Genomic DNA, 25,632 nt, shown 5'->3' with positions numbered 1-25,632 from the left:
CGCAACCGGCCGGTCCGGTTGGGCAGGCATCCGCCGGCTTCCTAGACTCGGACACGGTAGAAGAACGATGCGGCAGGACGATCGCGCGAGCGGAAGGTGGACCACATGGCCGATGGAACGACGCACTCCCCCGAGGTACGGCACGGCGTGCTCTTCGACGTGGACGGAACCCTCGTCGATTCCAACTACCAGCACACCCTCGCGTGGTGGCAGGCGTTCCGCCGGTTCGGGCACGACGTCCCGATGGCCGAGATCCACCGGGCCATCGGCATGGGTGGCGACAAGCTCGTGGCTCACCTCCTCGGCGAGGACCGCGACGCCGAACAGGACGCCGAGCTCGATTCCACGCACGGCGCGATCTTCTCGACCTACTGGCCCGGCCTCCGCCCCTTCGCGGGTGCGGGCGAGCTGGTACGGCGCTGTGCCGACGACGGCCTGACGGTGGTGCTGGCCTCGTCCGCCTCGAAGCAGGAGCTCGGCGTCCTCCGCGGCATCATCGACGCCGACGAGGCGATCAGCGCGGCCACCAGCTCCTCGGACGCCGAGAACAGCAAGCCTTCCCCGGACATCCTCGAGGCCGCGCTCGACGCCGGTGGACTCAAGGCGGCCAACGCCGTCTTCGTCGGCGACTCGGTGTGGGACGTCCTCGCCGCGTCGGAGCTCGCCATCCCCACGATCGGCCTGGCGTCGGGCGGCACGAGCGAGGCTGAATTACGGGAGGCGGGTGCCGTCGAGGTGTACAAGGACATCCGGGCGCTGCTCGACGCGTTCGACGACGGCGCTCTGCACAGGCTCGCCACGTCCTCCGACGAAGCCTGAGCGGGCAGGTTCAGCACCCGGTAGCGCCGGGCTCGCGTCCGCATCCGCCGGCCTGGTGGGCCCCTGCCGACGCTAGTCCTCGCTGCTGAGGAGCTGCCGGTGGGCGCTCAGCAGTTCGATCTCCGGCCTCGCTGCGACGTACCGCTCCACGCGGTCCAGCACGTCCACCACGTGCTGCCGATCTCCGCCGACGACCGCAGCCCCGACGACGGCCCGGCGGTGCAGGTCCTGGTGGCCGACCTCGGCAACGGACAGCTCGAATGTCCGGCGGAGGTCCGACACCAGCGGACGCACCACCGATCGCTTGCCCTTCAGCGAGTGCACGTCACCGAGCAGGACGTCGAACTCGATGAAACCGATCCACATGACGGTCCTCCCTGTAGTGCCCCCGGGGCCAGTCCTTCGTACTGTAGCGGAGGCACGACACTGTGACGGAGGCTCGAAGGACTCCGCGTCCGAGGGCTGGAGAGCGCGCAGCGACAGGGCGTAGATTACGTCGAAGGACCCTGGCCGGCAGGGCCGGTGGTAGCTGGTCCCGCTCCCGAGCGTGGGTTCAGCGGCGATCGGGGCCGGACGGGCATCGCGGACTCGAGTGCCGCCGGAGAGGGAGGCGCGAGTGGGCAAGAAACCGAACCGGTCCACCGGTACACCTGCGGTGGCCGCGCTGACGGCAGCGGGGATACCGTTCGTCGCTCGCCCCTACGTGCACGACGACGGCGCCCCCTCCTACGGGCTCGAAGCCGCGGCCGCGCTGGGGGTCGAGCAGGAGCGGGTCTTCAAGACGCTCATGACGAGCGTCGACGGATCCCTCGTGGCCGCCGTCGTGCCGGTCAACGGGTCGCTCGACCTCAAGGCTCTGGCGCATTCGCTCGGAGCGCGGAAGGCGACCATGGCGGATCCGGCAGTGGCGCAGCGCCGTACGGGCTACGTACTCGGGGGGATCTCGCCGATCGGACAGCGGCAGCCGTCGCCCGTGGTGCTCGACGAGTCCGCCCACGCGCAGTCCACGATCTTCGTATCCGGCGGCCGGCGGGGGCTGGACATCGAACTGGCCCCTGCTGACCTCATCGCCGCCACGCAGGCCCTGACGGCGGCCATCGCCGGTCCCTGAGTGCCGCGGGTGACGGGCTACGGTAGCTGTGTGAAGACCATCACCGGTGCCACGCCGTGACGGCGCCCGCGCGGCTCCTTCTTCCAGCCTGGCCCCGAGAGCCGCCCACCTCCGGGCGCGTGGCCCTCCGTGCGTTCGAGGACCGGGACGCCGCCATGGTCCGTGACCTCGCGACGGATCCCTACGTGCCGCTCATCGGCACACTTCCCGCGCTGTGCAATCAGGCGGAAGCTCTCGCGTACATCGGACGCCAGCGTCAGCGGCATCCCGAGGGCACGGGTTTCTCCTTCGCGATCTGCGACGCCTCCTCGGGGGACGCGCTGGGCATCATCGGGCTTTGGCTCCGTGACTACGGCCTGGGTCGCGCCCAGGCGGGGTACGCCGTCGCACCGGCCGCCAGGGGTCGGTCAGTGGCCTCGGACGCACTGCGAGCGCTCTCCTTGTTCGCGTGGACCCTGCAGGATCTCCACCGCGTTGAACTCCATATCGAACCCTGGAACACAGGCTCGATCGCGGTCGCCCGGAACGCGGGCTTCACCTACGAGGGACTCCTGCGCGGCTATCTGGAGATCGGCGGTAAACGGCGGGACCTCGGTTCCTACTCACTGGTCCGGACGGTGCGTCCTGAAACCGTCGTTCCGCCGGCGGATGGGGAAGACCGCTTCACCTCGCCCTGTCCTCAGAGGTAGGCGGGCGAGGCGGATGCCGTACGGCTCAGCCGTCGACGCCCGTCGGATCGCCGGCGCGCGTGTTGGTCTTCCTGTTGATGAGCCAGGTCACGAGCCACAGGACGACGCCGATCGCCATCAGGCTCCCGGCGATCTGGTACTGGATGACGTCGCGCCCCACCCACGGTCCCGCGAGGAACGCACACAGCAGCGCGGCCACGACAGGGAGCGGGCCCGGCGAGGTGAAGAACACCTTGCGGTTCAGGTCCCGCTTCCGCCGCAGGACCACGCAGGCGAGGTTCACCACCGTGAACACGCACAGCAGCAGGAAGGCGGTCGTACCCGAGAGATTGGCGACGATGTTGCTGTCAGGATCGCTCGTGACGTACAGGATCAGGCCCAGCGCGAGGATGGTGGAGAAGGCGATCCCCGCCCAGGGCGTGCACCGGACGGGCAGCACCTTGGCGAGCGGCCGGGGCAGGACGTCCTGCCGGGCCATGCCGTAGATCAACCGACTCGCCATGAGCATGTTGATCAGGGCGGTGTTCGCGACGGCGAAGACGGCGAGGAACGGGAAGATCCTGTCAATGGGGAAGTCCGGAGACCCCTTGTGGACGACCTCGAGCAGGGCCGCTCCCTCGGCCTCGCGGATTCCTTCGAGCTCCGTCGGGCTGAGGACGGTAACGACGGAGATCGCGACCAGCATGTAGAAGATGACGGCGATGCCGAGGCCGGTGAGCATGGTCCGCGGGAAGATTCGCTCGGGGTTCTGGGTCTCCTCCACCATGTTCACGGAGTCCTCGAATCCGACCATCGCGAAGAAGGCGATGGAGGTCGCCGCAGTGACCGCGAGGAACATGCCCTTGTCCTGGTAGTCGGTGAAGACGAAGATCTCGCCCACGTTGCCCTTGCCCTGCGCCATGGCGAGGAATCCGACGGCGATCACGATGCACAGGGCGGCCACTTCGACGAGCGTGAGGACCACGTTGAACTTCACGCTCTCGCCGACCCCGCGCAGGTTGATCACGGCGAGCAGGAGCATGAACCCGAGGGCAACCGCGGTGATGACCCCCTGTCCCGGCATCGCCAGCCAACCATTGATCTCGAGTCCGCCGAAGAAGTTCTGCGCCAGGACGTTGGCCGAGGTCGCCGCGCTCGTGATGCCGGAACACACGACGGCGAACGCCACCAGGAACGTGACGAAGTGGATTCCGAACGCCTTGTGCGTGTAGAGCGCGGCGCCGGCGGCCTGCGGGTACTGGGTCACGAGCTCCAGGTAGGAGAACGCGGTCATGGTCGCGACGATGAACGCGAGCAGGAACGGGAGCCAGACCAGTCCGCCCACCGTGCCGGCCATCGTTCCGGTGACGGCGTAGACACCCGCTCCGAGGATGTCCCCGACGATGAAGAGGAGGAGCAGTTTCGGCCCGAGCACCCGTTTGAGTTCGGGCTCACCGGTGTTCGCCGGTGCGTCGGATACGTGCTCGGCAGAAGTACTCATGCTGGCCTCCCCTGTGGTTTTCCACCTCACTGTGGCCCTGATCAGCCTGCTTAGCAAGAGCCGACCGCGAAACCGTCATGCCGTGCTCTTGCCGTCGTCATGCCTGTCCCTTGCCGAAAGTCTCCCCCGCACCGATGATTCTTGGAGGTCGCTTCCGTCCAACACGTATCAAGGGCCCACGAAGGGCCCTCCAAGAACAGGAGAACGGCCATGGCCACGCGAGTCTTCATCAACCTTCCGGTCGCCGATCTGGCGAAGTCCAAGGAGTTCTACACCAGCTTCGGCTGGACCCTGAACCAGAACTTCTCCAACGACGATGCCGGTGCCATCACCATCAGTGACACCATCCATCTGATGATCCTCACGCACGAGCACTACTCGCGGTTCACGGACAAGCCGATCGCCGACACCCACTCCACCTCCGCCGTCATCAACGCCATCGGCCTCGAGGAGTCGGCACACGTCGACGCGCTCGTCGAGCAGGCCGTCGCCGCAGGTGCAGTCGAGGCCGCCCCCCAGGATCTGGGTTTCATGCGCTCGCGCTCCTTCGCGGATCCGGACGGGCACACCTGGGAGATCATGTGGATGGATCCCATCGCTGAGACAGGCGACTGGGCAGCCGTCCAGGCGAAGTACGGCGAACAGCAGCCGGCGTGACCCCTTCCCCTCCTCCCGACGCCGGGGCAGGTGTAGTGAGTCCCGGCGTCGGTCGCGCTTCCGCGAGGAGAGCACTGTGGCAGGTCACACATGCCGAACGCGCCGCCCTCGCCCGGGACCTCGCCACCCTTACGCCGGACCAATGGCAGCGCCCGTCCCTGTGCGGCAGGTGGACTGTCGAGGAAGTCGTCGCACACCTCTCGGCCGCAGGGTCGATCGGGAGGTGGCCATGGATCCGGAGCATGGTCCTCGCCGGTTTCCGGCCCGGCGTGCACAATCAGCGCCGCCTGACCGAGCACCTCGGCGCCACGCCCGCCGGGACGCTCCGGCGGTTCGAGGAGGTCGTTCCGCTGGCGATCGCGCCGTCGTCGGATCTGCCTGCCTATCTCGGCGAGGTCGTCGTGCATGCGCAGGACATCCGGCGAGCCCTGGGCATCGAGACTCGGCCCGCCCTGGACGCCCTGCTTCCGGTCGCCCGATTCTTCGTCGCGAAGAACTTCACCGTGCCGAGCCGGCGCATCGCGAGCCGGCTCCGGCTGATCGCGACCGACGCTCGGTTCACAGCGGGTGAGGGGCCGGAGGTTTGCGGGCCGCTGGTAGCGCTCGTGATGTGCATGGCCGGCCGTCCTGACTACCTCCGCGATGTCACCGGTCCCGGCGTGCCCCTTCTGCGAGCGCGCATCGCCGGGGGCGACGGGAACCGGGGCCCGATGCCAGACCGCGCGGCCTGACGGGGGAAGTCGCAGTCCGGCACCGGACGCGCACACGGCCGGCGCGCCCTCCTGCACTACGCTTGCTGGATGAATTCCACGGAGAGCCTGCACGGGGACCGCATCCGGGCGGAGCTGCTGTCCGCGCGCCGGAGTACGACGCCGGACGCCGACTGGCAGTCCTTCGAGGCCCGCTTCGACACGGAGTTCCCTCGGCTGCAGTCGCTGTTCCACCGCATCTACGGGCCTGGAGCGGACGCAGAACTTCTGCTGGTGGTGCTCGATGCCGCGGTGGCCTGGCAGGACCGGCCCGCGGACCTCAAGGCCATCGACGCGTCCCGGGCCATGGCTCCGGACTGGTTCCAGTCGAACCGGATGCTCGGCGGTGTCTGCTACGTGGACCTGTACGCGGGGAACCTCGAGGGACTCCGCTCGCGCATCCCGTACTTCCACGAGCTCGGCCTGACCTACCTGCACCTGATGCCGTTGTTCCTGGCTCCCGAGGAGAACTCCGACGGCGGCTACGCGGTCTCGAGCTACCGCGACGTCGATCCGGCACTCGGCACCATGGACGAGCTCGCCGGGCTCGCCCGGGAGCTGCGGGACAACGGGATAGCCCTCGTGGTGGACTTCATCTTCAACCACACCTCCAACGAGCACGAGTGGGCCCGCAAGGCCATTGCGGGTGACCCCGACTTCGAGGACTTCTACTGGATCTACCCGGACCGGGAGATGCCGGACGCCTACGAGCGCACCGTCCGAGAGATCTTCCCGGACGACCATCCCGGATCCTTCGTGCAACTCGACGACGGGCGCTGGATCTGGGCCACGTTCCACTCGTTCCAGTGGGACCTGAACTACCGCAACCCGCGCGTGTTCCGGGCGATGGCCGGGGAGATGCTGTACCTCGCGAACCAGGGCGTCGACATCGTCCGGATGGACGCCGTCGCGTTCATCTGGAAACGGCTGGGTACGTCCTGCGAGAGCCTCCCCGAGGCGCACCTGCTCCTGCAGGCCTTCAATGCGGTGTGCCGCCTCGCTGCGCCGTCCCTGCTCTTCAAGTCCGAGGCGATCGTGCATCCGGACGAGGTGGTGCAGTACATCGATCGCGGCGAGTGCCAGCTCAGCTACAACCCCCTGCAGATGGCGCTGACCTGGAACTCGCTCGCAACACGCGAGGTCTCCCTGCTCGACCAGGCACTCGAGCGCCGGCACCACATCCCGGAGGGAACCGCCTGGGTCAACTATGTGCGGAGCCACGACGACATCGGCTGGACGTTCTCCGACGAGGACGCCGCCGAGCTCGGCATCAACGGTTCGGACCACCGCCGCTTCCTGAACTCGTTCTACGTCAACCGGTTCCCCGACAGCTTCGCGCGCGGCGTCCCCTTCCAGGACAACCCACGCACCGGCGACTGCCGGATCTCGGGAACGACGGCGTCACTCGCCGGGCTCGAGGCGCAGGACGACGCCGCCGTCGCCCGCATCCTGCTCGCGCACTCGATCATTTTGAGCACCGGAGGAATCCCGCTGCTCTACCTCGGTGACGAGGTGGGCCAACTCAACGACTACGGGTACGAATCGGACCCGGCGAAGGCGGACGACAGCCGCTGGGTGGGCCGCCCCGCCTACCCGGCGGACCGCTACGCGTCGCGGCAGGACCCGGCGACCGACGCCGGCGCCGTCTTCGCCGGGCTCCGCCGCCTGATCGAGGTGCGTCGCCGGACCCCGGAGTTCGCCGGGGGTCGGCTCGTACCGTTCCACACCAACAATCCTCACGTCCTCGGCTACCAGCGCCCGGGCCTGCTCGGCGCGCTCGGAGCACCAGAATCGACCGTCGTCGTGTTCGCGAACTTCGCGGAGACACCGCAGGAGCTCTCCGTCGAGACCCTGTCCGGCCTTCCCGAGTCAGCGCCGGACCTCATCAGCGGTGAGCGTACCCTCCTTCGTCCCGGCGTGACCCTCGAACCGCACGGCGTGCTGTGGCTGCGGGTCTGATGCCGTCCTACGCCTGCTGGCGTGAGAACTCCCCCGCTGCCCGGACCTGCTCAGGCGTTGGCCGGACGCCGGTGTAGAGCACGAACTGCTCCTCGGCCTGCAGCGCCACCACTTCGGCTCCCGTGATGACGGGCTTTAGGGCCTCCCGGGCGGCGAGGATCAGCGGGGTCTCCGACGGCGAGGCGACGACGTCGAACACCACCTGCGCGGCGTCGATCGCCGTCCGGGGGAAGGCGACGACGTCCGCGTCGGCGCCCGTCATCCCCAGCGGCGTGACATTGAGGATGAGGTCCGCCGTCGACTCCCCGACCTCGCGCTGCCACTGGAACCCGTACAGCTCGGCCAGCGCGCGGCCGGTGCGCTCGTTGCGCGCCACGACGGTGACGCGGGTGAAGCCGGAGTCCCGCAGGGCCGCGACCACCGCCTTGGCCATGCCCCCGGAGCCCTGCACGAGCACCGAGTGCGTCGCCGGGACGGCATGCTCGCGCAGGAGCCGCTCCACGGCGAGGTAATCGGTGTTGTAGGCGGTGAGGACGCCGTCGTCGTTCACGATCGTGTTGACGGAGTCGATCGCCTGCGCGGAGGGGTCGAGGTGGTCCACGAGAGCGATGACGTCCTCCTTGAAGGGCATCGAAATCGCGCAGCCCCTGATACCGAGCCCGCGGAGTCCTGCGATGGCGGACGGCAGGTCCGTCGTCGTGAAGGCCTTGTAGATGTAGTTCAGCTTCAACTCCTCGTAGAGGTAGTTGTGGAAGCGCGTGCCGATGTTGCTGGGCCGCGCAGCCAGGGAGATACAGAGCGTCATGTCTTTGTTCAGGATGGGCACCGCACTATTCTGCCCGAGTCCCGGGCGGGAGACGACGACACATCACGCGCCGGTCGGTGCGCCCTCACTACACTTGACCTCAGTCCTCCACGCGACGGCGCACTGTCGAGGCCTTCCCACCGCACCACTTCCCGCACCGTCCCAGGAGCAAGAACTTGAAGATCGAATTCGCGCAGTCCGCCCAGTCCACACTCGGTGTGGAGTGGGAGCTGGCGCTCGTGGACCGCTACAACGGCGAGCTGGTCTCGGTGGCCAACGAGGTGCTCAGGGGCGTCAGCGCGAACCACCCGGAGCTGCAGGACGACGACGAGCACCCCCACATCAAGCAGGAACTCCTGCTGAACACCGTCGAGCTCGTCACGGGCGTCTGCACCACCGTGGACGAGGCCAAGGAGGATCTGTCCCGCTCCCTCGCCGCGGTTCGCGAGGTCACCGATCCCATGGCCGTCGAGCTCTTCTGCGCCGGCTCTCATCCTTTCAGCGCCCCGCGTGCCCAGCAGGTCACCGACAAGGAGCGGTACGCGAAGCTCATAGACCGCACGCAGTGGTGGGGTCAGCAGATGGTGATCTACGGCGTGCACGTCCACGTGGGACTCGATCACCGCGACAAGGCGCTGCCGGTCGTGGACGGTCTGACCAACTACTTCCCGCACTTCCAGGCGCTTTCGGCGTCGTCGCCCTTCTGGGGCGGGGAGGACACGGGGTACGCATCGCAGCGCGCCCTCATGTTCCAGCAGCTGCCCACGGCCGGCCTGCCATTCCACTTCGACGACTGGTCGGGGTACGAGTCCTACGTCCAGGACATGTTCACCACGGGGGTGATCGACGCCGTCAGCGAGATCCGCTGGGACATCCGCCCCGTCGCGAACCTCGGTACCGTCGAGATGCGCGTGTGCGACGGTCTCTCGACCCTGCAGGACGTCGGCGCCGTCGCGGCACTCACCCAGTGCCTCGTGCACGAGTTCTCCGGGACGCTCGATGCCGGCGGAACGATCCCGACCATGCAGCCGTGGCACATCCAGGAGAACAAATGGCGTGCCGCGCGCTACGGCCTGGACGCCATCATCATCCTCGACGCGGACGGCAACGAGCAGCTCGTCACGGAGCACCTCGTGGAGGTGCTGAATCGCCTCGAGCCGATCGCCGCGAAGCTCGGCTGCAGCAGCGAACTGGCCGACGTCGACGGCATTCTCCGCCGGGGCGCCGGCTACCAGCGCCAGCGTCGGATCGCCGAGGAGAACGCCGGCGACCTGCGCGCCGTCGTTCTGGACATGGTGCAGCAGCTCCGGGCCTGACGGTGCAGGTGCTGCGGCTGGATCGACTGCCCGGCACACCGGGCGTGCCGGGCAGGTGTGGGGTGCGCTAGCGCGAGCCTCCGGTAAAGCGGTCGTCCGTCGTCGGATTGTCCGCCGGTGAGTCCTCGAGGCCGAGATTGCCTGCGAGGGTCTCCACGGACGGTTCCGCATCCGGGACTGCCTGGTTCGAGATCAGATCCACCTCGTCCGCAGCGGTCAGCGGGCCGTCCTGGATCTGGCCTACGTCGGTAGGGTCGATACCCTCGGTGCTCCCGAGGTCCTTCAGGTGATGTTCTTCTGTCGGCTGGTCCATGGTCCGAGCGTAGGCCGCCGGCCACCGTGTCCGCAGCCGGGCCACCGGTCCCCAGCGACGTTGCGCCCTCCCGCGGCGAGGTGTAGCGGCCTCGCCGGTCCCTCCGGTTCCGCCCGATCCGGCGGGCACGACCGGTCCGGGCACGCGCCACTGCGGTTGCCGCAGGGCTCCCGGCCGTCGGTCCGGGCCGTTCCGCAGGTTATGCTTGCACGTCGACGCGGGCGCTGCGGCGGCCCCGGCGACCAGGAACGTAGGAGAGCCGACATGGCAGAGATCTTCCCCTCGGCACCCGAGCGGCTTCCGCGCCGGGGGCGCCGATGCCAGGGCTCGCGGCACGGGCAGGAGAAGGACTGATGGGGCAGCAAGCCGGACGCCGCTCCCCCTCGCGCAGGGTCCGGCGCATGCGGACGGTGTGGGGCGCCTGCACCGCGCTGGTCCTCACCCTCGTCGTCCTGGCCGTGATCGGGCTTCCGTCCGCTCCCCCTCCGGACGCGGAACCTCACGATGAGGTGCCCGGTGCCCCCGTCGCAGAAGCCCCCGCATCACTGGACGACGAGATCTCCGCCCTCCTCGCGGAAGCCGACACGTCCCGGGTCGGCGTGGCGCTGGCCGACGTCTCCGGCGGCGCTACCCGGACCTTCGGCGACGAGAGGCCATTCTTCGCCGCGAGCACTGCCAAGATCATCTCGGCCGCGGCGTTCTACCATCTGGTCGAGAACGGGGAGGCGAGCCTCGATCAGGACCTGGGGGACTACGACGCCGCCTTCCAGATCGAGGCCATGGTCAACAACAGCAGCAATGATTCCTGGGCCCTGGTCATGGACGCCGTAGGCCACCCGCAGCTCACGGAGTACGCGGCGTCCCTCGGCATCGACTACGACCCCGAGGACAACCTCCTGACAGCGGCTGACATGGCTACCGTGCTCAGGAAGCTCTACGCGGGCGACCTCCTGAACCAGGACGACACCGCACAGTTGCTGGGCTACATGCAGGAAACCAACAACGAGGACCTCATCCCTGCCGGTTCACGCCCGGGGATAACGGTGCACCACAAATACGGCCAGGTGGACGGCGAACTCCACGATGCAGCGCTCCTCACGTACCACGGCTCGACCTTCGCGCTCGTCATCTACACCGAGAACACGGAGGGCAACGCCGGGGCCGAGCAGGTCCAGCTGATCCATGACCTGACCCGCGTGATCGAGGATGCCCTCTTCGCGCCGGATGCCTGAGCGTGAACACGCGCGGATCCGCGCACGGGAGCGCGGAGGGACGGCCCGTCGCAGACGCCCCGCGGCGTGCCCGGCTCCCCGCTCCCGCTGAGGCGGGCACGCCGTCGGCTGCTCAGCCTTCGACCAGCACGAGCGCGTACGCGAAAGGTTCCAGCGTGACGCCACCCACGACGGCACCACCGATCGCACGGCCCTGCACGGGTACGTCCACCACATCGCTCCCGTGGTTGATGACGGTCAGCAGCGGCCCGCGGCGGATGGCCTCGACCATGGGGGGAAGGCCGGGCAGCACCGGTTCCACGCCCGCCTCGCGGAAGACGTGCTCGAGCACCTGCCGGGCCCCGTCGTCGTCGGGCACGGTGGCCAGATAGTACGCCGTTCCCGCTCCCCGGGCGCGCGCGGTCAGCGCGGGCCGGCCGTCCTGGCGGCCGCCGTCGAACCGTGCCAGGACTTCGGCATCGGTGGCATGGATCTCCTCGGCGAGCAGGGAACCGGTGAAGCCGAATCCCTCCCCCGCAACCCCGGCGTGCTTCTCGCCCGGTCCCGGTGAGCCGGGGTCCACCAGCGCACCGAAGTCCTCGACGACGACGCCGAGCACGTCGCGCAGCTGCGTGCAGAAACCACCTGGCCGGAAGCGATCGCTCTCGTCCACGACGTCACTGAATGCCGTGACGAGCAGGTGCCCGCCGCGCCCGACGTACTCGACCAGGCTCGCCGCTCCCCCGGCGGTCAGCAGGTAGAGGTGGGGCGCGATGACGGCGGCGTAACCCGAGAGGTCGGCCGTCGGAGGCACGAGGTCCACCTGCACGTGGAGACGGTGGGCCGCGTCGTACCAGCCGCGCACGAGCGACAGGTAGTCCAGGGCGGTGGGGTGGTCCGGGTTCTCGATCGCCCACCAGTTCTCCCACTCGAGGAGGATGGCGACACGCGACGACGCGCCGTCGTCGACCGGAAGTCCAGGGAGTTGTCCGAGCTCCGCGCCGAGTGCCACGACCTCACGCCACGTGCGCGTCGCCGTGCCGGCGTGCGGCAGCATTCCGGAATGGAACTTCTCCGAGCCCGCCCTCGACTGCCGCCACTGGAAGAAGAGGATGCCGTCGGCGCCCCTGGCGACCGCCTGCACGCTCTGCGCCGCGAGCTGTCCCGGCGCTTTCGGGGCGTTCGAGGGACGCCAGTTGACCGCATTCGATGCCTGTTCCATGAGCAGCCACGGCGTTCCGGGCTTCAGGGAGCGCATGAGGTCGCCGTGGAAGGCGCCCTCACGGAAGCCCTCGGGATCGTTGGGGTCCGGATAGAGGTCGTCGCTGATGACGTCGAGCTCCGCTGCCCACTGCGCGTAGTTGACCGGCTTGAACGCGCCCATGAAGTTGGTGGTGATCGGCTGGCGCGAACCGGCGGCCCGGATGATGTCGCGCTCCATCCGGTAGCACTCGAGCAGCATGTCCGAGGTGAACCGGCGGTAGTCGAGCAGTTGACCGGGGTTGTGGCTGTACGGCGCATGCCGGGGCGGGAAGATCTCGGCGAAGGAGCCGTAGCGCTGGGACCAGAACATCGTGCCCCAGGCATCGTTCACTGCATCGATGGTCCCGTAGCGGTCCTCCAGCCAGGTCCGGAACGCGTCCCGGGCAGCATCCGAGTAGTCGATGTTCAGGTGGCAGCCGTACTCGTTGTTCACGTGCCAGAGGACGACGGCGGGGTGCTGGGCGTAGCGCTCGGCCATCCGCGTGACGAGGTCGGCGGCGAGGCGCCGGTAGTCCGGCGAGGATGGTGCGTAGTGCTGGCGGCTGCCGTGCCAGTAGACACTGCCGTGCTCATCGGCGGCAAGCATGTCCGGATAGGCGATGGTCGCCCACGGCGGGGGCGACGCCGTCGCGGTTGCGAGGTCCACGGCGATGCCGCCGTCGTGCAGTAGCCCGATGATCCGGTCCAGCCACTCGAAGTCGAACTCGTGCTCGGACGGCTGGATGCGGGCCCAGGAGAAGATGCCGAGGCTCACCATCGTGACGCCGGCCTCCTGCATGCGTGCCACGTCCTCCGGCCAGACCTCCTCGGGCCACTGTTCGGGGTTGTAGTCGGCGCCGTAGTGCAAGAGGACTCCAGGAGTAGTCGGTTCGTCGGGGACGGAGGGGAAGCAGGTCAGGAGCGGGAAGGCCGTGGGCGCACGGCGGTCGCGAGTGCAGCGAAGACGAGGCATCCGACGCCGGGGACCACGAGCGGCGGCAACTGCCATGCCACCATCGCGGTGAGGACCACCGCCGCGACGAGCCACAGGACGCCGGCCGGGTCGTTCCGAGCGTCACGGAACCACTGACGCCCGGCGGAGCGCCACGACCGTGTGGCCTGCCATAGCGCCGTCGTCCCCGCGAGCCCTGCCAGCACGCCGGCCAGCAGGACGACGCCGGCGGTGAGGACAGCCTGCCAGCCGGGCAGGAGCCGCGACCCGGCGACGACGATGTCCAGCAGCAGGAGCCCGGCCGCGACCGCGACTCCGAGCCCCACGAGCCACCCCGTCCTCAGCGCTGCCATGAAGTCCGCAGCGAAGTGCCGGAGCGATGAGTCCTCCGCCCGCAGGAACCGGTGCAGGTGTGCGGAGCCTGCAGCAAGGGCCGCGGGAATCGTGACGACGCCGATGCCCGCCACGCAGCACAGCACCCCCACCCAGAGGACTTCACCGAACAGGGTGAACTTCGCTGTGGCTCCGGGCCAGCGCAGGCTGCTTCCATCGCGGGCGGCTGCTGCGCGCCCCCGACCGGCCTCGCGCTGGCGCCGGCTCATCCCTTCAGGCCCTGGGTTGCCACGCCGTCCACGAGGAACCGCTGGAAGATGATGAAGAACAGCAGCACGGGAAGCAGTGCGAGGACGGAGATGGCGATCGTCGCTCCGTAGTCCGAGGTGCTCGTCTGGTCGTTGAAGATGCGCAGGGCGAGCGGCAGCGGGTACTTGTCCGGTGAGTTCAGGTACAGCAGCGGTCCGAGGAAATCGTTCCAGCTCCAGATGAACGCGAAGATCGACGACGTGATGATGGCGGGCTTGATCAGCGGGAGCGTGATGGAGAAGAAGATCCGCCCGTGCCCGCAGCCGTCGATGCGTGCTGCCTCGTCGAGCTCACGCGGCAGGTTGCGGATGAACTGCACCATCAGGAAGACGAAGAACGCCTCGGTGGCCAGGAATTTGCCTGCCAGCAGCGGCCAGAAGGTGTCGATCAGGCCGAGGTTCCGGAAGATGACGTACTGCGGGATGATCAGCACGTGGAACGGCAGCAGCAGGGTCCCGATCATGGCGGCGAAGAGGATCTTGCTGCCGCGGAAATTGATGCGTGAGAAGGCGTACGCCGCCATCGACGAGGAGATCACGGTGCCGATCACCGCACCGACCCCGAGGAGCAGCGAGTTGAGGAAGAACTTCCAGGTCGGGATGCCCGCGATGCCCTGCATGACCTTCACGAAGTTGTCGAAGGTCGGGTTCTCGGGGAGGAAACCCTGGTTGCTGCCGAACTCGGAGTTCGGTTTCAGCGAGGCCGAGAACATCCAGAGGAGCGGGTACAGCACAATGGCCGTCAGGGCGACGATGCCGACGATCCAGAGCGCCGTCGGGACGTGGCGTCGCAGCGGGCGGCGCGTGCGCGGAGGCTGCGTGCGGTCCCTGCGATCCGACGGGACGGGAACGGCAGGGCTCGATTCGATGGTGGTCACTTGGAATCTCCTGCGTAGTGGACCCAGCTCCTGGAGGTGCGGAACAGGATGAAGGCGAGGACGCCGACAGCGAGCAGAAGCACCCAGGCCATCGCGGATGCGTAGCCCATCTGGTTGTTCGCGAAGGCCCGTGTGTAGAGGTAGACGGTGTAGAAGTTGGTGGCGCCACCGGGACCGCCCGTTCCCGAACCGATGATGTACGCCGAGGCGAAGACCTGGAAGGCGTTGATCATCTCGAGCAGCAGGTTGAAGAAGATGACGGGCGACAGCATCGGGACCGTGACGCTGAGGAACTTGCGCCAGGCCTCGGCCCCGTCGACGGAAGCGGCCTCGTACAGCTCCGGCGGGACTCCCTTGAGCCCGGCCAGGAAGATGACCATCGGAGCGCCGAACTGCCAGACGGCCAGCAGGATCATCATGGGCATGATCAGGGAGGGGTTCCCGATCCAACCGCCCAGGTTGATTCCGAAGAAGTTGAGCGTTCCATCGACTGGGCCATCGGTGGAGAACATGGCCCGCCACACGATCGCGATGCTGACACTGGCGCCGATCAGGCTCGGCGCGTAGAACGCCGAGCGGAAGAAGCCGGTGCCTCGTGCCTTGTAGTTCAGGAGCATGGCGACCGCGAGCGCGGCGGCGAGCTTGATGGGAGTCCCCACCAGCACATAGATCAGGGTGATCCGCACCGAGCTCCAGAACTTTTCGTCCTCGGCCATCCGGGTGAGGTTCTCGAGTCCGGTCCACTCCGGAGCGGTGAAGAGGTTGTAGTCCGTGAAGGCGAGGTACAGGGAAGCCAGCATCGGACCGAGGGTGAGGCCCACGAAGCCGAGCAGCCACGGCGAGAGGAAGACATAGCCCGCAACGGTGTCGCGGTTGCGACGGCGGGGCCGGGGCCCGCCCGTCCGGCGGCTGTCCGCCGGACGGGCGCCGGATTCGGCGGTGCGGGGTTGTGCTGGCGCGTGCGCCGAGTCCGTGGTCACGGTCTAACTCCTTTGTCTGACTAGCTACCGAGCGTGACGGAGGCTTCGTCGAAGAACTGCCGGGCGGCTTCTTCAGGCGTCACGGAGCCCAGGCCGATCGACTTGCCGAGGTCCCAGAAGGTCTGCTCGATGGCACCGAAACCGGCGACGGGTGCTGCCGGAGCATCCCCCATGCGGTCCTCGATGGAGTCGAGGTAGTCCTTGACGGCCTTGTCGGGCCCTTCGAGGTTGGCGCCCTCGAGCTGGGTCTCCGACGCCGGGATACCGAGCGTTGCACCGAAGATCCCGCCCACCTCGGGGCTGTTGATGAGGAAGTCGACGAAGGCCGCAGCTGCCTCGGGGTGCTCGGTGGAGGCGGAGGCCGCCTGCATCAGGCCGACCTTCTGGTACAGGTCCTTCTCGTCCGGGTTATCCGTGGGAGGAGCGACGATCGTGATCTCCTCGGCACCGGAATCACCCAGGTATCCGCCGAGGAAGTTGCTCCAGCTCATCTCGCTGGTGGTCAGGTTGCCACCGAAGCCGGAGACCGGGCTGATCTCCTCGAGCTTGCTCTGCGGGACGGTGACCTTGTCGCGGTTCTCCTGGCCTTCCTTCCAGTGGTCAGCGAGCTCTTCCTGCGTGAAGTCGAGTTCGCCGTCCTCCGTGAAGAGCTGGCGGCCTTCCTGGCGCAGCTTCAACTCGAAGTCCTGGATGCGCTGCGTGGTGTCGGTGCCACCGTAGACGGTTCCCCCCGACGCCTCGGTGACAGAGGCCATGTAGGCGTTGTAGTCGTCCCAGCTGGTGCCGCCCTCGTAGGGCTTCACGCCGGCAGTGGCCAGGAGCGCGGGGTTCTGGAAGACGGACCAGGCGCTGTAGCCGGTGGGGATGGCGAACGTACCGTCCTCGAGCTTGCCGGTCGACAGGAGGCTCTCGTCGATGGCGTCGGTGGTGATGCCGTTGCCGAAGTACTCCTCGAGGTCGAGCAGCAGACCGTTGTCGCCGTACTGGCGGAGGTAGGTGTAGTCGAACTGCATCACGTCCGGCAGCCCGCCGCCCGCAGCTTCGGTCTGGCGCTTCTCCCAGTAGGAGGGGTAGTCCGTGAACGTGTCGTTGATCGTGATGTTCGGAAACTTCTCCTCGAACGCAGCGATCGCCTTGTCGTAGCGGGCCGCGCGGTCGTCATTGCCCCAGAACGTGTAGTTGAGCGTGATCTGCTCTTCGGTGTCGAGGGCTGCTGGCTCGCCCCCGCCGCCGCCGCAACCGGTCAGGACCAATCCTGTGGCGGCCAAGGCTGCGACGCCTGTGAGCGTGCGCCGTGAGAGTGTGCGGAACATCTTTGTCCTCCTGGAAAACTTCTTCGTCAGCCATCGTGGGACGCCTTCGGGAAAGCGTTATCCAAAGCGTAGATTGAATCGTATCAACGGTCAACAGCCGGTTTGTGTCCGGGCTCTATCTTCGCCTATCCGCGCTGTGGCAGGATGCAGCCCATGCCACAATTCGATCTCCCCCTGTCCGAACTGCGGACCTACCTTCCCCAGCGCGAGGAACCCGCCGACTTCGACGGCTTCTGGGACCGCACGCTCGCTGCGCAACGTTCATACGTCGCCGCTCCCCGCTTCGAGGAGGTCGACGCCGGCTACACCCAGCTGGTCACGGAGGACGTCACCTTCGCCGGCTATGACGGCGAGCCCATCAAGGCATGGCTGCTGACGCCGCGTCACCTCTCCGGTGCCCTGCCGACGGTCATCACCTTCATCGGCTACGGCGGCGGGCGGGGGCTGCTCGGGGAATGGACCGGGCTCCCCAGCGCGGGCTTCGCCCACTTCGTCATGGACCTGCGCGGACAGGGCTCCGGGCACCGCACCGGCGATACCGCGGATGGAGCGTTCGCCGGGCCGCACCTCGGCGGCTTCATGACGCTCGGTATCAGCAGCCCCGACTCCTACTACTACCGGCGCCTCTTCGTCGATGCGGTGCATGCCGTCGAAGCCGCCCAGGCGCATCCAGTCGTCGATTCCTCCCGCGTCGTCATCTCCGGCGGGAGCCAGGGCGGCGGCATCACGCTGGCCGCCGCCGCCCTCACCCAGCGCGTGAACGACGTCCCACCCGTCGGCGCCATCGTCGATGTTCCCTTCCTCGCCCACATGCGCCGCGCCACCGAGATCGTCGACACGGCCCCCTATTCGGAGATCGCACGGTACCTGGGCACACGGCGCAACGACGTCGAGACCGTGTTCCGCAGCCTGAGCTACTTCGACGGAGTGAACTTCGCGGCCCGCGCAACGATGCCTGCGATGTTCTCGGTAGGACTTCTCGACGCCGTCTGCCCGCCATCCTGCGTCTTCGCCGCCCACAACCACTATGCGGGGCCCAAACGCATGAAGGTCTACCCCTACAACGGGCACGAGCAGGGCGGCGCCTTCCAGGACGTCGAGCACCTGGCGTTCATCAACGAACTGCTCCGCTCCTGATGTGCTGCTGACGGTGACGCTGCTATCGCCTGCCCAAAGGGTCACCTGTCATCGTGTGCTCGGCAGAGGCGTCGGCCGTAGGCGTCACCTCAGCTGGACGGCGCGATCCTGGAACCATCGGATCAGCTCGCGCAGGGCGCGGACCGATCGCTGGGGATCGTCGTCGTCCTCGACGTCGGACAGAGTCGAGCGATACCCGGGAATCTCGTCCGCCATCCTGTCGGACACGGGCTCGTAGCCCATCGTCCAGTCGGGGAAGTACCGCCGGTCGATGGTCTCCTGGAGGAGTATGCGCACCTCGAGGTGACGGGGATCAGCGGCGATGACCGACATACGATGACGCAGCGCGTCCTCGGGGCCCTCGAGCACCTGCAGGAACCGCCCTTCGCGGTAGAGCAACATCCCCGTGAGCTGGAAGCGCGCGTTGTTCTCGCGGCACAGGACCAGTAGCGCCCCGAGATCCTCGTCCGTGAAGGGGTGCGCTGCACTGCTCGAGTAGACGATCGACAGCAGGTTGTTCTCGGGAAGGGTCATGCCGCCCAACCTACCGGGGCCGCCGGGAGGTGGGCGAACGAACCTCTCCCTTTCACTGGCTCACCGCTCCCCCGCTTCGGGCGGTAGCATCGGGCGCCTGCGAGAAACAGCTCCGGCAGGGCCGCGTGCCCGTCCGCACGCGACCCTGCCGAAGGTTCGTTGCCCGACGCCGTCAGTCCAGCGTGGAGCGGACCTTCGACCCTGCGTACCCGAGCTGGATGCGCGCGTCCTCCGAGACGGTGCCGGGCTTCTTCTGCTCCAGCCGTCCGAGGAACTTCTCGAGCGCCCTGGCGCCATTGCCGGCCTGGTCGCGTTCGACCGCACGCTGAGCCTGGTCGAGTGACGCCCGCAGTTGCTGGACGGCCGGCCCGGATACCTCTCCCGCGACGACGAGCGCCTCGAACTGACGCTGCAGGGCTGGAAGCGCGCCCGGCAGGAAAGCATCGGGGACGGGAACACCGGTGAAGTCGGTGTCCGACGCGAGGTAGAAGCCCGTGTACGCGGGCTGGTTGTAGGCCGTGTTCTGGCGAGCGGTCTCGGCACGGTACTGCGGATCGTGCATCAGGGTGTACAGCTTGCGGTCCGTCACCTCGGTGCTCATGAAGATCCGGATCGCCGAGCTGTCCGCAGTCCGGACCAGCAGCTCCTCGCGCCAGTCCCCGAGGACGTCGGCCACGAGCGAGGGGTTTCCCTTGGTTCCGTTGTTGGTCCGGGTGCCCGTAGCCGTCAGGAGCCGCCCCCGGCGTGCGTCGTCGATGGTCGGAGTCTGGTTGCCCGACCCGTTGACGAGCTGCGTGGTGCCGTCGGCTGCCCACCGGATGCTCATGTTGGTTCCGTACCCGCTGCCGGGGAGTACCCGCCCGGCGGCGGATCGCAGGCCCACGGCCCAGTTCTCGATCCCGCGAACGGTCGGATCGACGTCGCCGATCATTCCGCGACCGGTGTCCTTGCCGGTATATCCCCCGAACAGCACCTCGCCGGTGGAGGCGTCCCGCATCGCCCAGCCGTACGGCGCGCCCGTCGCACCCTCGTGGACGGAGAAGATCTCCTGGCCCGGGCGGTCCGGGTCGATATCGGTGACGTGGATGGCATCTCCGTGACCGAGCTTGGCCTCGGTGCCGGGTGCCGCACTGCCTGCGGGGAGGGTATCGAAGGAGCTGTACAGCAGCGAGCCGTCATCGTCGATGGTCGCGCTCCCGTAGACGATCTCCTGCCTGCCGTCGCCGTCGACGTCGGAGGCGCTCAGGGAGTGGAAGCCCTGGCCTGCGAGGGTGCCGAACTCCTCACTGCTCCCCGTGCCGCCATGGGGGCCGCTGTTGAACGGATTGGCCATGGGCACGTGACCGGAGTCGACGACCCAGTCCTGCGTCAACTGCTCGCCGTCCCAGCTGTAGGCGACGACGTTGGCGCGCGTGTAGTAGCCCCGGGCGAAGACGGCGGAGGGGTTCTGCCCGTCGAGGTACGCGACACCGGCGAGGAAGCGGTCCACGCGGTTGCCCGGCTCGATCCGCGACATCGCGTAGTCGCCCCACAGCAGGCCGTCGTCACCGCGGCCGGGCTCGTACGGCACGGTCTCCAGCTCCGCTCCGGTCGCTCCGTCGAACACGCTCAGGTACTCGGGGCCGTCGAGGATGAAGCCCTCGAAGGCGCGCAGGTTGTTCCGGGCGCTGCGAGCCGGCGCGTAGACGTCCATGAAGTAGTCCGCCATGGCGCGGGCATCGGCGTCGGACAACGGGTAGTCGTAGCGTTCCTCGATTCCGAAGGCCGCCTCGAGCGTGCGGGGCCAGGTGCCGGCCTCCACCTCGGGGTGGTCCTGCCAGCCCTTGAACAGCCCGACCACGTGCTCGTAGTAGCCGCCGGCGCTCAGCCTGTAGTCGTCCTCGTTGGTGAACCCCGCAGCGATGTCCGCCTCCGGAAGCGTCACGTAGCTCTCGGACGTGACGTCGCCCGCGGGCCCGTACGTGGTGGTCTTCGTTCCCGGCGCCGTCTTGAGCATCAGCTCCGATCGGCCGTCGCCGTCGAAGTCCGACACCATGAACTGGGTGTAGTGCGCGCCCGACCTGATGTTGACGCCGAGGTCCACGCGGCTCAGCAGGCGCCCCTCCCCCGTGTAGGTGTCGATGTAGGTGTTGCCGGTGTACCCGATCTGGGAGACGTCCTTCGAGTTGGAGGGCTCCCACTTGACGAAGTACTCGTACGCGCCGTCACCGTCGACGTCCCCGACACTCATATCGCTCGCCGAATAGGTGTATGCCTCCCCCGTCGGCGTTACGCCGTCCGCCGGTTTCACGAGCGGCAGGTCCTTGGACGCCTGGGTCCACGGCGTCACCTCCGCGCTCACCTCGACTTCTACTCCGTCCACGACGGCGCCGACGCTGTATCGCGCCCCGGCGGCAGCGGCGCCGAGCACGGCGGTGTCGAGATAGTTGGTGCTGTTCGTGACCGTGCCGATCGCTTCACCGTTGCGGTAGACGGTGAAGTCGGTGCCGGTGAGGCCGTCCGACGTCGCGCCCGCCACCTCGGTCGCCTTGAGCCGCCAGCTGAGGAAGACTCCCTGGGGCGTTGCGGCGGCGACCAGCCCTCGGTCGAGGTATTCGAGCTGCACTCCGCCGATGGGAGCGGCGTTCCCGGTGCCGTGCCCCTGGGCCATCGCGGGAACGGCGAGTCCTGAGAGGGTCAGTACGACCCCGGTAGCGAGGACCGTGCATGCCGAAACCGCTGTCTTGATCGAACTCATCATTGAATCCTTCGGTTGGAAAACGCTTTCCTTTTCCAACCTAGGTTCGGACGCGGTTCCCGTCAAGGGTAGGGAACGGAAAAAGAGGGAGCAGCTTCTGCTGCTCCCTCTCATCTCCTGCTGGTCGTTCGCTATTGGATATGGTGCCCCGGCGCGTGCTGGGCGATGAGGTCCCGCACCGGGCCGTAGAGCGGATGATCCGCTCCGAGACCCGTGATCGACGTCGTCGCCTCACCTGGCTCCTGGCTCGCGAGAATCTCCGCCAGCGCCGTCACCTCTGGATCATCGGGCGCGGAGAAGGACAGCGCTGCACGCATCGCCTCGAGCAGCGCCGCGGGGTGGATGCCCGCCTCCGCCAGCTCGGCAGCAGGGCCGACGAAGCGTTCCTTCCGGCTCAACTTCCGCAGCGGCGCCCGTCCGACACGCACCACGGTGTCCGGCAGGTGCTGGTTCGTGAAGCGCCGCAGGATCTTCTGAACATATGCCTCCTGCTCCGAGGGATCGAAGCCGTGCTTGGACACCAGGAGCTTCTTCGTCTCGTCGAGCACGGCGCGCACCTTGCCGGCGATGGCGTCGTCGGCCATGGCGTCCGCGATCTTCTCGACACCCGCCGCGTAGCCGAAGTAGGCCGCCGACGCGTGACCGGTGTTGACCGTGAAGAGTTTGCGCTCGATGTAGGGTGCGAGGTCGTCGACGTACGTCGCCCCCGGGATCTCGGGCGCGCTGCCCTTGAACGGCGTCCGGTCGATGACCCACTCGAAGAAGGTCTCGACCGTGACGTCGAGTCCCTGCCCGGGATCCTGGTTCGGCACGATGCGGTCGACGGCGGTGTTGGCGAACACCGCCCGGGACGCCAGGTCCAGCGAGGGTCCGTCGTACACCTGCTCGACCTCACGGTGCAGGATGTCCGTCGCGTTGATGGCGTTCTCGCATGCCATGACCTGCAGCGGTGCCAGCTCGTCACTGCGCCGGGCAATCGCCCGGGCGATGACCGGCGCGAGGAACCTCAGCACGTTCGGGCCGACCGCGGTGGTCACGATGTCCGACGTTGCGATCTCGGCGACGACGTCGTCCTCCTGCGAGCGCGAGTTGAGCGCACGGAAGTTGTTTACCGTCTTCACTGCGGGTGCGTCGCCCACCTCGTGGACGTCGTAGCTGGGCGTCGTGGCGAGCTGATCGATCAGTGCGTCCGCGACATCCGCGAACACCACCTCGTACCCGGCTTTGTGGAGCAGGAGCCCCACGAAGCCGCGCCCGATGTTGCCGGCACCGAAATGTACTGCCTTCACTTAAGCGTTGACCTTTCCGAAGAGGGCAAGGACCTCGTCCACCGAGGTGGCCTCGTCGAGCTTGGCCACCTGGTCCTTGTCGGAGAACACGCGAGCGATCGCGGACAGGATGGACAGGTGCTCGTTGTTGACACCGGCGACACCGACGACGAACTTGACCTGCTTTCCGTTCCAGTCGATGCCCTCGGGGTAGCGGACGATCGAGACGGCTGACCGCCTGATCAGGTCCTTGGCAGCGTTCGTCCCGTGCGGGATCGCGAGGAAGTTGCCCATGTAGGTCGGGACGGACTTCTCGCGCTCGTGCATCGCTGCGACGTAGTCGGAATCCACGGCACCACGCTCGACCAGCAGGCGGCCGGCCTCGTTGATGGCGTCCTCCTGCGTGGTCGCGGTGCCGCTCAGCACGACGCTCTCCTGCGCGAGGACATCGTGGGCGCTCCCCGCATCAGCCTCGGCAGCCACGGCGGCGGGCGTGGGGTTCTTCGGGTCGACTCCGCCGTCGGCCGAGGCGCTGGCACGCACGAGCTCCACGATCTCGTCGTAGCGGGGGCTGTTCATGAAGTTGTCGACGGCGACGTGCGTGGCACTCTGCGTCAGGGGCTCGGCGCGGGCGGCGAGGTCCTGGTGCGTGACGACGACGTCGTAGTCGTCCTTCAGGTTCGAGATCGCGAGGTTCGTGACCTTGACGTCCGGGAACCCTGCTGCCTTGATCTTGTTCCGGAGCACCGATGCACCCATGGCCGACGAACCCATGCCTGCGTCGCAGGCGAACACGATGTTCCGGATAGGGCCCTCGGTCGCTGCGGAGGAGCGGAAGGTGCCGGCTACCGAGCTCTTCTTGCCCTTGAGGCCTTCCATCTTCGAAGCCGCACCGGCGATGTCGTCGTCCGTGGACTTGGTGGTCTTCAGGATGACCGAACCGATCAGGAAGGAGACCGCCGCAGCCATCAGGACGGAGAGGGTGACACCGACGAAGCTGTCCTGGGCCGTGGCCGCGTACACAGCGATGATGCTGCCGGGCGCCGCCGGGGAGCGCAGACCCGCGCCGGTCAGCACGAGCGTGAAGATGCCGGCCATACCGCCACCGATGACGGCGAGCACCATGAGGGGCTTCATCAGGACGTAGGGGAAGTAGATCTCGTGGATGCCTCCCAAGAACTGGATGATGACTGCGCCGGGGGCCGAGGCCTTCGCCATGCCGCGACCGAAGACCGCGTAGGCGAGGAGGAGTCCGAGACCCGGGCCGGGGTTCGCCTCGAGCAGGAACAGGAGGGACTTGCCCGTTTCCGTCGCCTGCTCCGTGGCGAGCGGCGTGAGCACGCCGTAGTTGATGGCGTTGTTCAGGAAGAGGATCTTCGCCGGCTCGATCAGGATGCTGGTGAAGGGCAGGAGGCCGGTGTTGACGAGGAAGTCCACGCCCCTGCCTGCAGCGTCACTGAAGAGCGTGACCAGCGGGCCGACGGCGAGCAGGCCGAAGACCGCCATGAACGCGGAGAAGATACCCGCGGAGAAGTTGTTGACCAGCATCTCGAAGCCTGGGCGGATCTTGCCGTCCCAGATCGCGTCGATCTTCTTCATGAGGAACGCGGTCAGGGGTCCCATGATCATCGCGCCGATGAACATGGGGATGTCGGTGCCCACGATGACACCCATGGTCGCGGCCGCACCCACCACACCGCCACGGACGTCGTAGACCATCTTTCCGCCGGTGTACCCGATCAGCAGGGGCAGGAGGAAGGTGATCATGGGGCCGACAAGGGCCCCGATCGTCTCATTCGGGAAGTATCCGGCCGGGATGAACAGTGCCGTGATCAGGCCCCACGCGATGAAGGCGCCGATGTTCGGCATGATCATCGCCGAGAGGAACGACCCGAATTTCTGGACACGGACCCTGGCACTGGTGCCGGACCTCGCTTCTAGTTGTGTTGCCACATTCTTTCCTTACCGTTGTCCCCGCAACCTTGCGGGGAGGGATGGGTTGTCGGCGGGAAGCGTCAGCTTCCCGACCTGCTGGAGATGCGCTGGAGCCATTCGAGGAAGAGCTTCAGTTCGGAGCTGGACAATTGGTCGGGGTGCGAGGACTGCAGTGCCGCGTTGAGCGCGATCGCCGCGACGACGACGGAAGGGGTGCCCTCCGTCTGCGTGGTGGGATCGCCCTCTGAATCCGTGGCGACCGCCGAGATCACGGCCTCCCGCGTCATGGCCGAGAGCTCGAGGTTGCGCTTGTCCGCCGGTTCCGCGATCAGCATGAGGGTCACTCCGATGTTGGCGGCGAGCATGCTGCGCGCCGCTTCCCGGGGTGACACCACGAGGCGGGCCGCTGCGGCCGCCCGCGCGAGGACCTCCTCGAGGAACGCCTCTGCGCTGGCCACCATTGACGGCCTGCGCTCGGGCCTGATGTTGCCGAACATCACGAGATAGAGATGCGGGTGGTCGAGGCCGAACTGCACGTGGTTGTCCCAGTGATTCCGGAGGTCCCCGATCGGTTGCCCCGACGCCGGGAGTCCCCGCTCGGCGTCCAGGTATTCCGAGAACCCTTCCGCGACGACGGCGTCGAACAGGCCCTCCTTGTCACCGAAGTGGTGGTACAGCGTCGGTGCTGTGACCCGGGCGGCCTGAGTGATCTGCCGGGTCGAGACGGGCTCGCCGTTGGACTCCGCAAGCAGTGCTGCGGCTGCCTTCAGGAGCCTCGCCTTAGGCGCTGGTTCGCCTACTTTTTTCATGCCTGCTACCGTAGCACCTATAGCACTGTTATATGAACCAGGTCACAAATAGTTTTTGCCTGTCGCGGCACAATGGTGTTAGACCGAGACCACCACC

23 protein-coding genes are annotated in these 25,632 nt (G+C 67.5%); 9 read left to right on the top strand and 14 right to left on the bottom strand.

Features of this window, described 5'->3' with window-relative positions:
* Positions 1–105: 105 nt before the first annotated feature.
* Positions 106–819, top strand: coding sequence for an HAD family hydrolase (locus FDK12_RS01120; RefSeq protein WP_137367846.1), 714 nt, complete (start codon positions 106–108; stop codon positions 817–819).
* 72 nt (positions 820–891) lie between these two features.
* Here FDK12_RS01120 and FDK12_RS01115 read toward each other — a convergent pair whose 3' ends face one another.
* Entirely contained in the window at positions 892–1,185 is a 294-nt protein-coding gene (locus FDK12_RS01115; protein ID WP_137367845.1) for a DUF503 domain-containing protein, read from the bottom strand.
* A gap of 250 nt (positions 1,186–1,435) precedes the next feature.
* Here FDK12_RS01115 and ybaK point away from each other — a divergent pair, with 250 nt between their 5' ends.
* Together ybaK and FDK12_RS01105 are read left to right on the top strand one after the other, a co-directional pair.
* Positions 1,436–1,930 (top strand): Cys-tRNA(Pro) deacylase, encoded by a 495-nt coding sequence (ybaK, locus tag FDK12_RS01110; RefSeq protein ID WP_137367844.1) that lies wholly within the window; start codon positions 1,436–1,438, stop codon positions 1,928–1,930.
* A 119-nt stretch (positions 1,931–2,049) separates the two neighbouring features.
* Complete coding sequence (locus FDK12_RS01105) at positions 2,050–2,619, top strand: GNAT family N-acetyltransferase (RefSeq protein ID WP_262983223.1); 570 nt, start codon at positions 2,050–2,052, stop codon at positions 2,617–2,619.
* Between the two features lie 25 nt (positions 2,620–2,644).
* Here the strand turns inward: FDK12_RS01105 and FDK12_RS01100 are convergent, their stop codons facing one another.
* A complete protein-coding gene (locus FDK12_RS01100) occupies positions 2,645–4,099 on the bottom strand; it encodes an APC family permease (RefSeq protein WP_137367843.1) in 1,455 nt (484 codons plus the stop codon).
* A 210-nt stretch (positions 4,100–4,309) separates the two neighbouring features.
* Between FDK12_RS01100 and FDK12_RS01095 the strand changes: the two genes are divergently transcribed.
* From FDK12_RS01095 to FDK12_RS01085, 3 genes are all read left to right on the top strand, one after another.
* Positions 4,310–4,756: a VOC family protein gene (locus FDK12_RS01095; RefSeq protein ID WP_137367842.1), complete on the top strand. Its 447-nt coding sequence runs from the start codon at positions 4,310–4,312 to the stop codon at positions 4,754–4,756.
* A 35-nt stretch (positions 4,757–4,791) separates the two neighbouring features.
* A complete protein-coding gene (locus tag FDK12_RS01090) occupies positions 4,792–5,487 on the top strand; it encodes a maleylpyruvate isomerase family mycothiol-dependent enzyme (protein ID WP_189636220.1) in 696 nt (231 codons plus the stop codon).
* Positions 5,488–5,556: 69 nt separating this feature from the next.
* Entirely contained in the window at positions 5,557–7,464 is a 1,908-nt protein-coding gene (locus FDK12_RS01085) for an amylosucrase (protein WP_137367841.1), read from the top strand.
* A 7-nt stretch (positions 7,465–7,471) separates the two neighbouring features.
* On the opposite strand, the gene FDK12_RS01080 is transcribed toward FDK12_RS01085, so the two are convergent.
* A complete protein-coding gene (locus FDK12_RS01080; RefSeq protein ID WP_262983221.1) occupies positions 7,472–8,290 on the bottom strand; it encodes a shikimate 5-dehydrogenase in 819 nt (272 codons plus the stop codon).
* Between the two features lie 155 nt (positions 8,291–8,445).
* Here FDK12_RS01080 and FDK12_RS01075 point away from each other — a divergent pair, with 155 nt between their 5' ends.
* Positions 8,446–9,585: a glutamate--cysteine ligase gene (locus FDK12_RS01075; RefSeq protein ID WP_137367840.1), complete on the top strand. Its 1,140-nt coding sequence runs from the start codon at positions 8,446–8,448 to the stop codon at positions 9,583–9,585.
* A gap of 67 nt (positions 9,586–9,652) precedes the next feature.
* Here FDK12_RS01075 and FDK12_RS01070 read toward each other — a convergent pair whose 3' ends face one another.
* The gene (locus tag FDK12_RS01070) at positions 9,653–9,898 is read right to left on the bottom strand and encodes a hypothetical protein (RefSeq protein WP_104117215.1); all 246 of its coding nucleotides are present in this window, start codon (positions 9,896–9,898) and stop codon (positions 9,653–9,655) included.
* Between the two features lie 353 nt (positions 9,899–10,251).
* Between FDK12_RS01070 and FDK12_RS01065 the strand changes: the two genes are divergently transcribed.
* Positions 10,252–11,130 carry a serine hydrolase gene (locus tag FDK12_RS01065; RefSeq protein WP_137367839.1) on the top strand — a complete coding sequence of 293 codons (879 nt, stop codon included), beginning with the start codon at positions 10,252–10,254 and terminating at the stop codon, positions 11,128–11,130.
* A 112-nt stretch (positions 11,131–11,242) separates the two neighbouring features.
* On the opposite strand, the gene FDK12_RS01060 is transcribed toward FDK12_RS01065, so the two are convergent.
* Genes FDK12_RS01060 through FDK12_RS01040 form a run of 5 tightly spaced genes read right to left on the bottom strand, consistent with a single transcriptional unit; the run spans position 11,243 to position 17,115 of the window.
* Positions 11,243–13,219, bottom strand: coding sequence for a beta-galactosidase (locus FDK12_RS01060; RefSeq protein WP_137367838.1), 1,977 nt, complete (start codon positions 13,217–13,219; stop codon positions 11,243–11,245).
* Positions 13,220–13,266: 47 nt separating this feature from the next.
* Positions 13,267–13,905, bottom strand: a complete 639-nt coding sequence (locus tag FDK12_RS01055) for a hypothetical protein (RefSeq protein WP_137367837.1) — start codon at positions 13,903–13,905, stop codon at positions 13,267–13,269.
* Positions 13,902–14,822 (bottom strand): carbohydrate ABC transporter permease, encoded by a 921-nt coding sequence (locus FDK12_RS01050; protein WP_411266138.1) that lies wholly within the window; start codon positions 14,820–14,822, stop codon positions 13,902–13,904. Before FDK12_RS01050 ends, FDK12_RS01055 begins: the two co-directional genes overlap by 4 nt.
* Positions 14,819–15,802, bottom strand: a complete 984-nt coding sequence (locus tag FDK12_RS01045; protein ID WP_137367836.1) for a carbohydrate ABC transporter permease — start codon at positions 15,800–15,802, stop codon at positions 14,819–14,821. The genes FDK12_RS01050 and FDK12_RS01045 overlap by 4 nt, the downstream gene beginning before the upstream one ends.
* Before the next feature lie 20 nt (positions 15,803–15,822).
* Complete coding sequence (locus FDK12_RS01040; protein WP_137367835.1) at positions 15,823–17,115, bottom strand: ABC transporter substrate-binding protein; 1,293 nt, start codon at positions 17,113–17,115, stop codon at positions 15,823–15,825.
* Positions 17,116–17,268: 153 nt separating this feature from the next.
* Between FDK12_RS01040 and FDK12_RS01035 the strand changes: the two genes are divergently transcribed.
* On the top strand, positions 17,269–18,252 hold the full coding sequence (locus FDK12_RS01035) for an acetylxylan esterase (protein ID WP_137367834.1): 984 nt from the start codon (positions 17,269–17,271) through the stop codon (positions 18,250–18,252).
* A gap of 84 nt (positions 18,253–18,336) precedes the next feature.
* On the opposite strand, the gene FDK12_RS01030 is transcribed toward FDK12_RS01035, so the two are convergent.
* The 5 genes from FDK12_RS01030 to FDK12_RS01010 all read right to left on the bottom strand — a co-directional run bounded on the left by FDK12_RS01030 (position 18,337) and on the right by FDK12_RS01010 (position 25,535).
* Positions 18,337–18,786, bottom strand: a complete 450-nt coding sequence (locus FDK12_RS01030) for a BLUF domain-containing protein (protein ID WP_223263004.1) — start codon at positions 18,784–18,786, stop codon at positions 18,337–18,339.
* Positions 18,787–18,958: 172 nt separating this feature from the next.
* Positions 18,959–21,523 (bottom strand): rhamnogalacturonan lyase, encoded by a 2,565-nt coding sequence (locus FDK12_RS01025; protein ID WP_137367833.1) that lies wholly within the window; start codon positions 21,521–21,523, stop codon positions 18,959–18,961.
* Positions 21,524–21,654: 131 nt separating this feature from the next.
* Entirely contained in the window at positions 21,655–22,812 is a 1,158-nt protein-coding gene (locus FDK12_RS01020; RefSeq protein ID WP_137367832.1) for a mannitol-1-phosphate 5-dehydrogenase, read from the bottom strand.
* The gene (locus FDK12_RS01015; RefSeq protein ID WP_137367831.1) at positions 22,813–24,744 is read right to left on the bottom strand and encodes a PTS mannitol transporter subunit IICBA; all 1,932 of its coding nucleotides are present in this window, start codon (positions 24,742–24,744) and stop codon (positions 22,813–22,815) included.
* Positions 24,745–24,806: 62 nt separating this feature from the next.
* Positions 24,807–25,535, bottom strand: a complete 729-nt coding sequence (locus tag FDK12_RS01010; protein ID WP_137367830.1) for a TetR/AcrR family transcriptional regulator — start codon at positions 25,533–25,535, stop codon at positions 24,807–24,809.
* Positions 25,536–25,632 lie beyond the last annotated feature (97 nt).

The sequence above is a fragment of the Arthrobacter sp. NamB2 genome, from assembly GCF_005281365.1.
Classification (GTDB): domain Bacteria; phylum Actinomycetota; class Actinomycetes; order Actinomycetales; family Micrococcaceae; genus Arthrobacter_D.
The sequence above is the reverse complement of the archived record's forward strand: the minus strand, read 5'-3'. Positions and strand labels throughout refer to the sequence as shown.

Excerpts from the sequence above, each read along its gene's own strand:
- FDK12_RS01115 (WP_137367845.1), bottom strand. The coding sequence starts at position 1,185 with ATGTGGATCGGTTTCATCGAGTTCGACGTCCTGCTCGGTGACGTGCAC.
- FDK12_RS01030 (WP_223263004.1), bottom strand. The coding sequence starts at position 18,786 with ATGACCCTTCCCGAGAACAACCTGCTGTCGATCGTCTACTCGAGCAGT.
- FDK12_RS01065 (WP_137367839.1), top strand. The coding sequence starts at position 10,252 with ATGGGGCAGCAAGCCGGACGCCGCTCCCCCTCGCGCAGGGTCCGGCGC.
- FDK12_RS01040 (WP_137367835.1), bottom strand. The coding sequence starts at position 17,115 with ATGTTCCGCACACTCTCACGGCGCACGCTCACAGGCGTCGCAGCCTTG.
- FDK12_RS01085 (WP_137367841.1), top strand. The coding sequence starts at position 5,557 with ATGAATTCCACGGAGAGCCTGCACGGGGACCGCATCCGGGCGGAGCTG.
- FDK12_RS01100 (WP_137367843.1), bottom strand. The coding sequence starts at position 4,099 with ATGAGTACTTCTGCCGAGCACGTATCCGACGCACCGGCGAACACCGGT.
- FDK12_RS01035 (WP_137367834.1), top strand. The coding sequence starts at position 17,269 with ATGCCACAATTCGATCTCCCCCTGTCCGAACTGCGGACCTACCTTCCC.
- FDK12_RS01095 (WP_137367842.1), top strand. The coding sequence starts at position 4,310 with ATGGCCACGCGAGTCTTCATCAACCTTCCGGTCGCCGATCTGGCGAAG.
- FDK12_RS01070 (WP_104117215.1), bottom strand. The coding sequence starts at position 9,898 with ATGGACCAGCCGACAGAAGAACATCACCTGAAGGACCTCGGGAGCACC.
- FDK12_RS01010 (WP_137367830.1), bottom strand. The coding sequence starts at position 25,535 with ATGAAAAAAGTAGGCGAACCAGCGCCTAAGGCGAGGCTCCTGAAGGCA.
- FDK12_RS01055 (WP_137367837.1), bottom strand. The coding sequence starts at position 13,905 with ATGAGCCGGCGCCAGCGCGAGGCCGGTCGGGGGCGCGCAGCAGCCGCC.
- FDK12_RS01025 (WP_137367833.1), bottom strand. The coding sequence starts at position 21,523 with ATGAGTTCGATCAAGACAGCGGTTTCGGCATGCACGGTCCTCGCTACC.
- FDK12_RS01120 (WP_137367846.1), top strand. The coding sequence starts at position 106 with ATGGCCGATGGAACGACGCACTCCCCCGAGGTACGGCACGGCGTGCTC.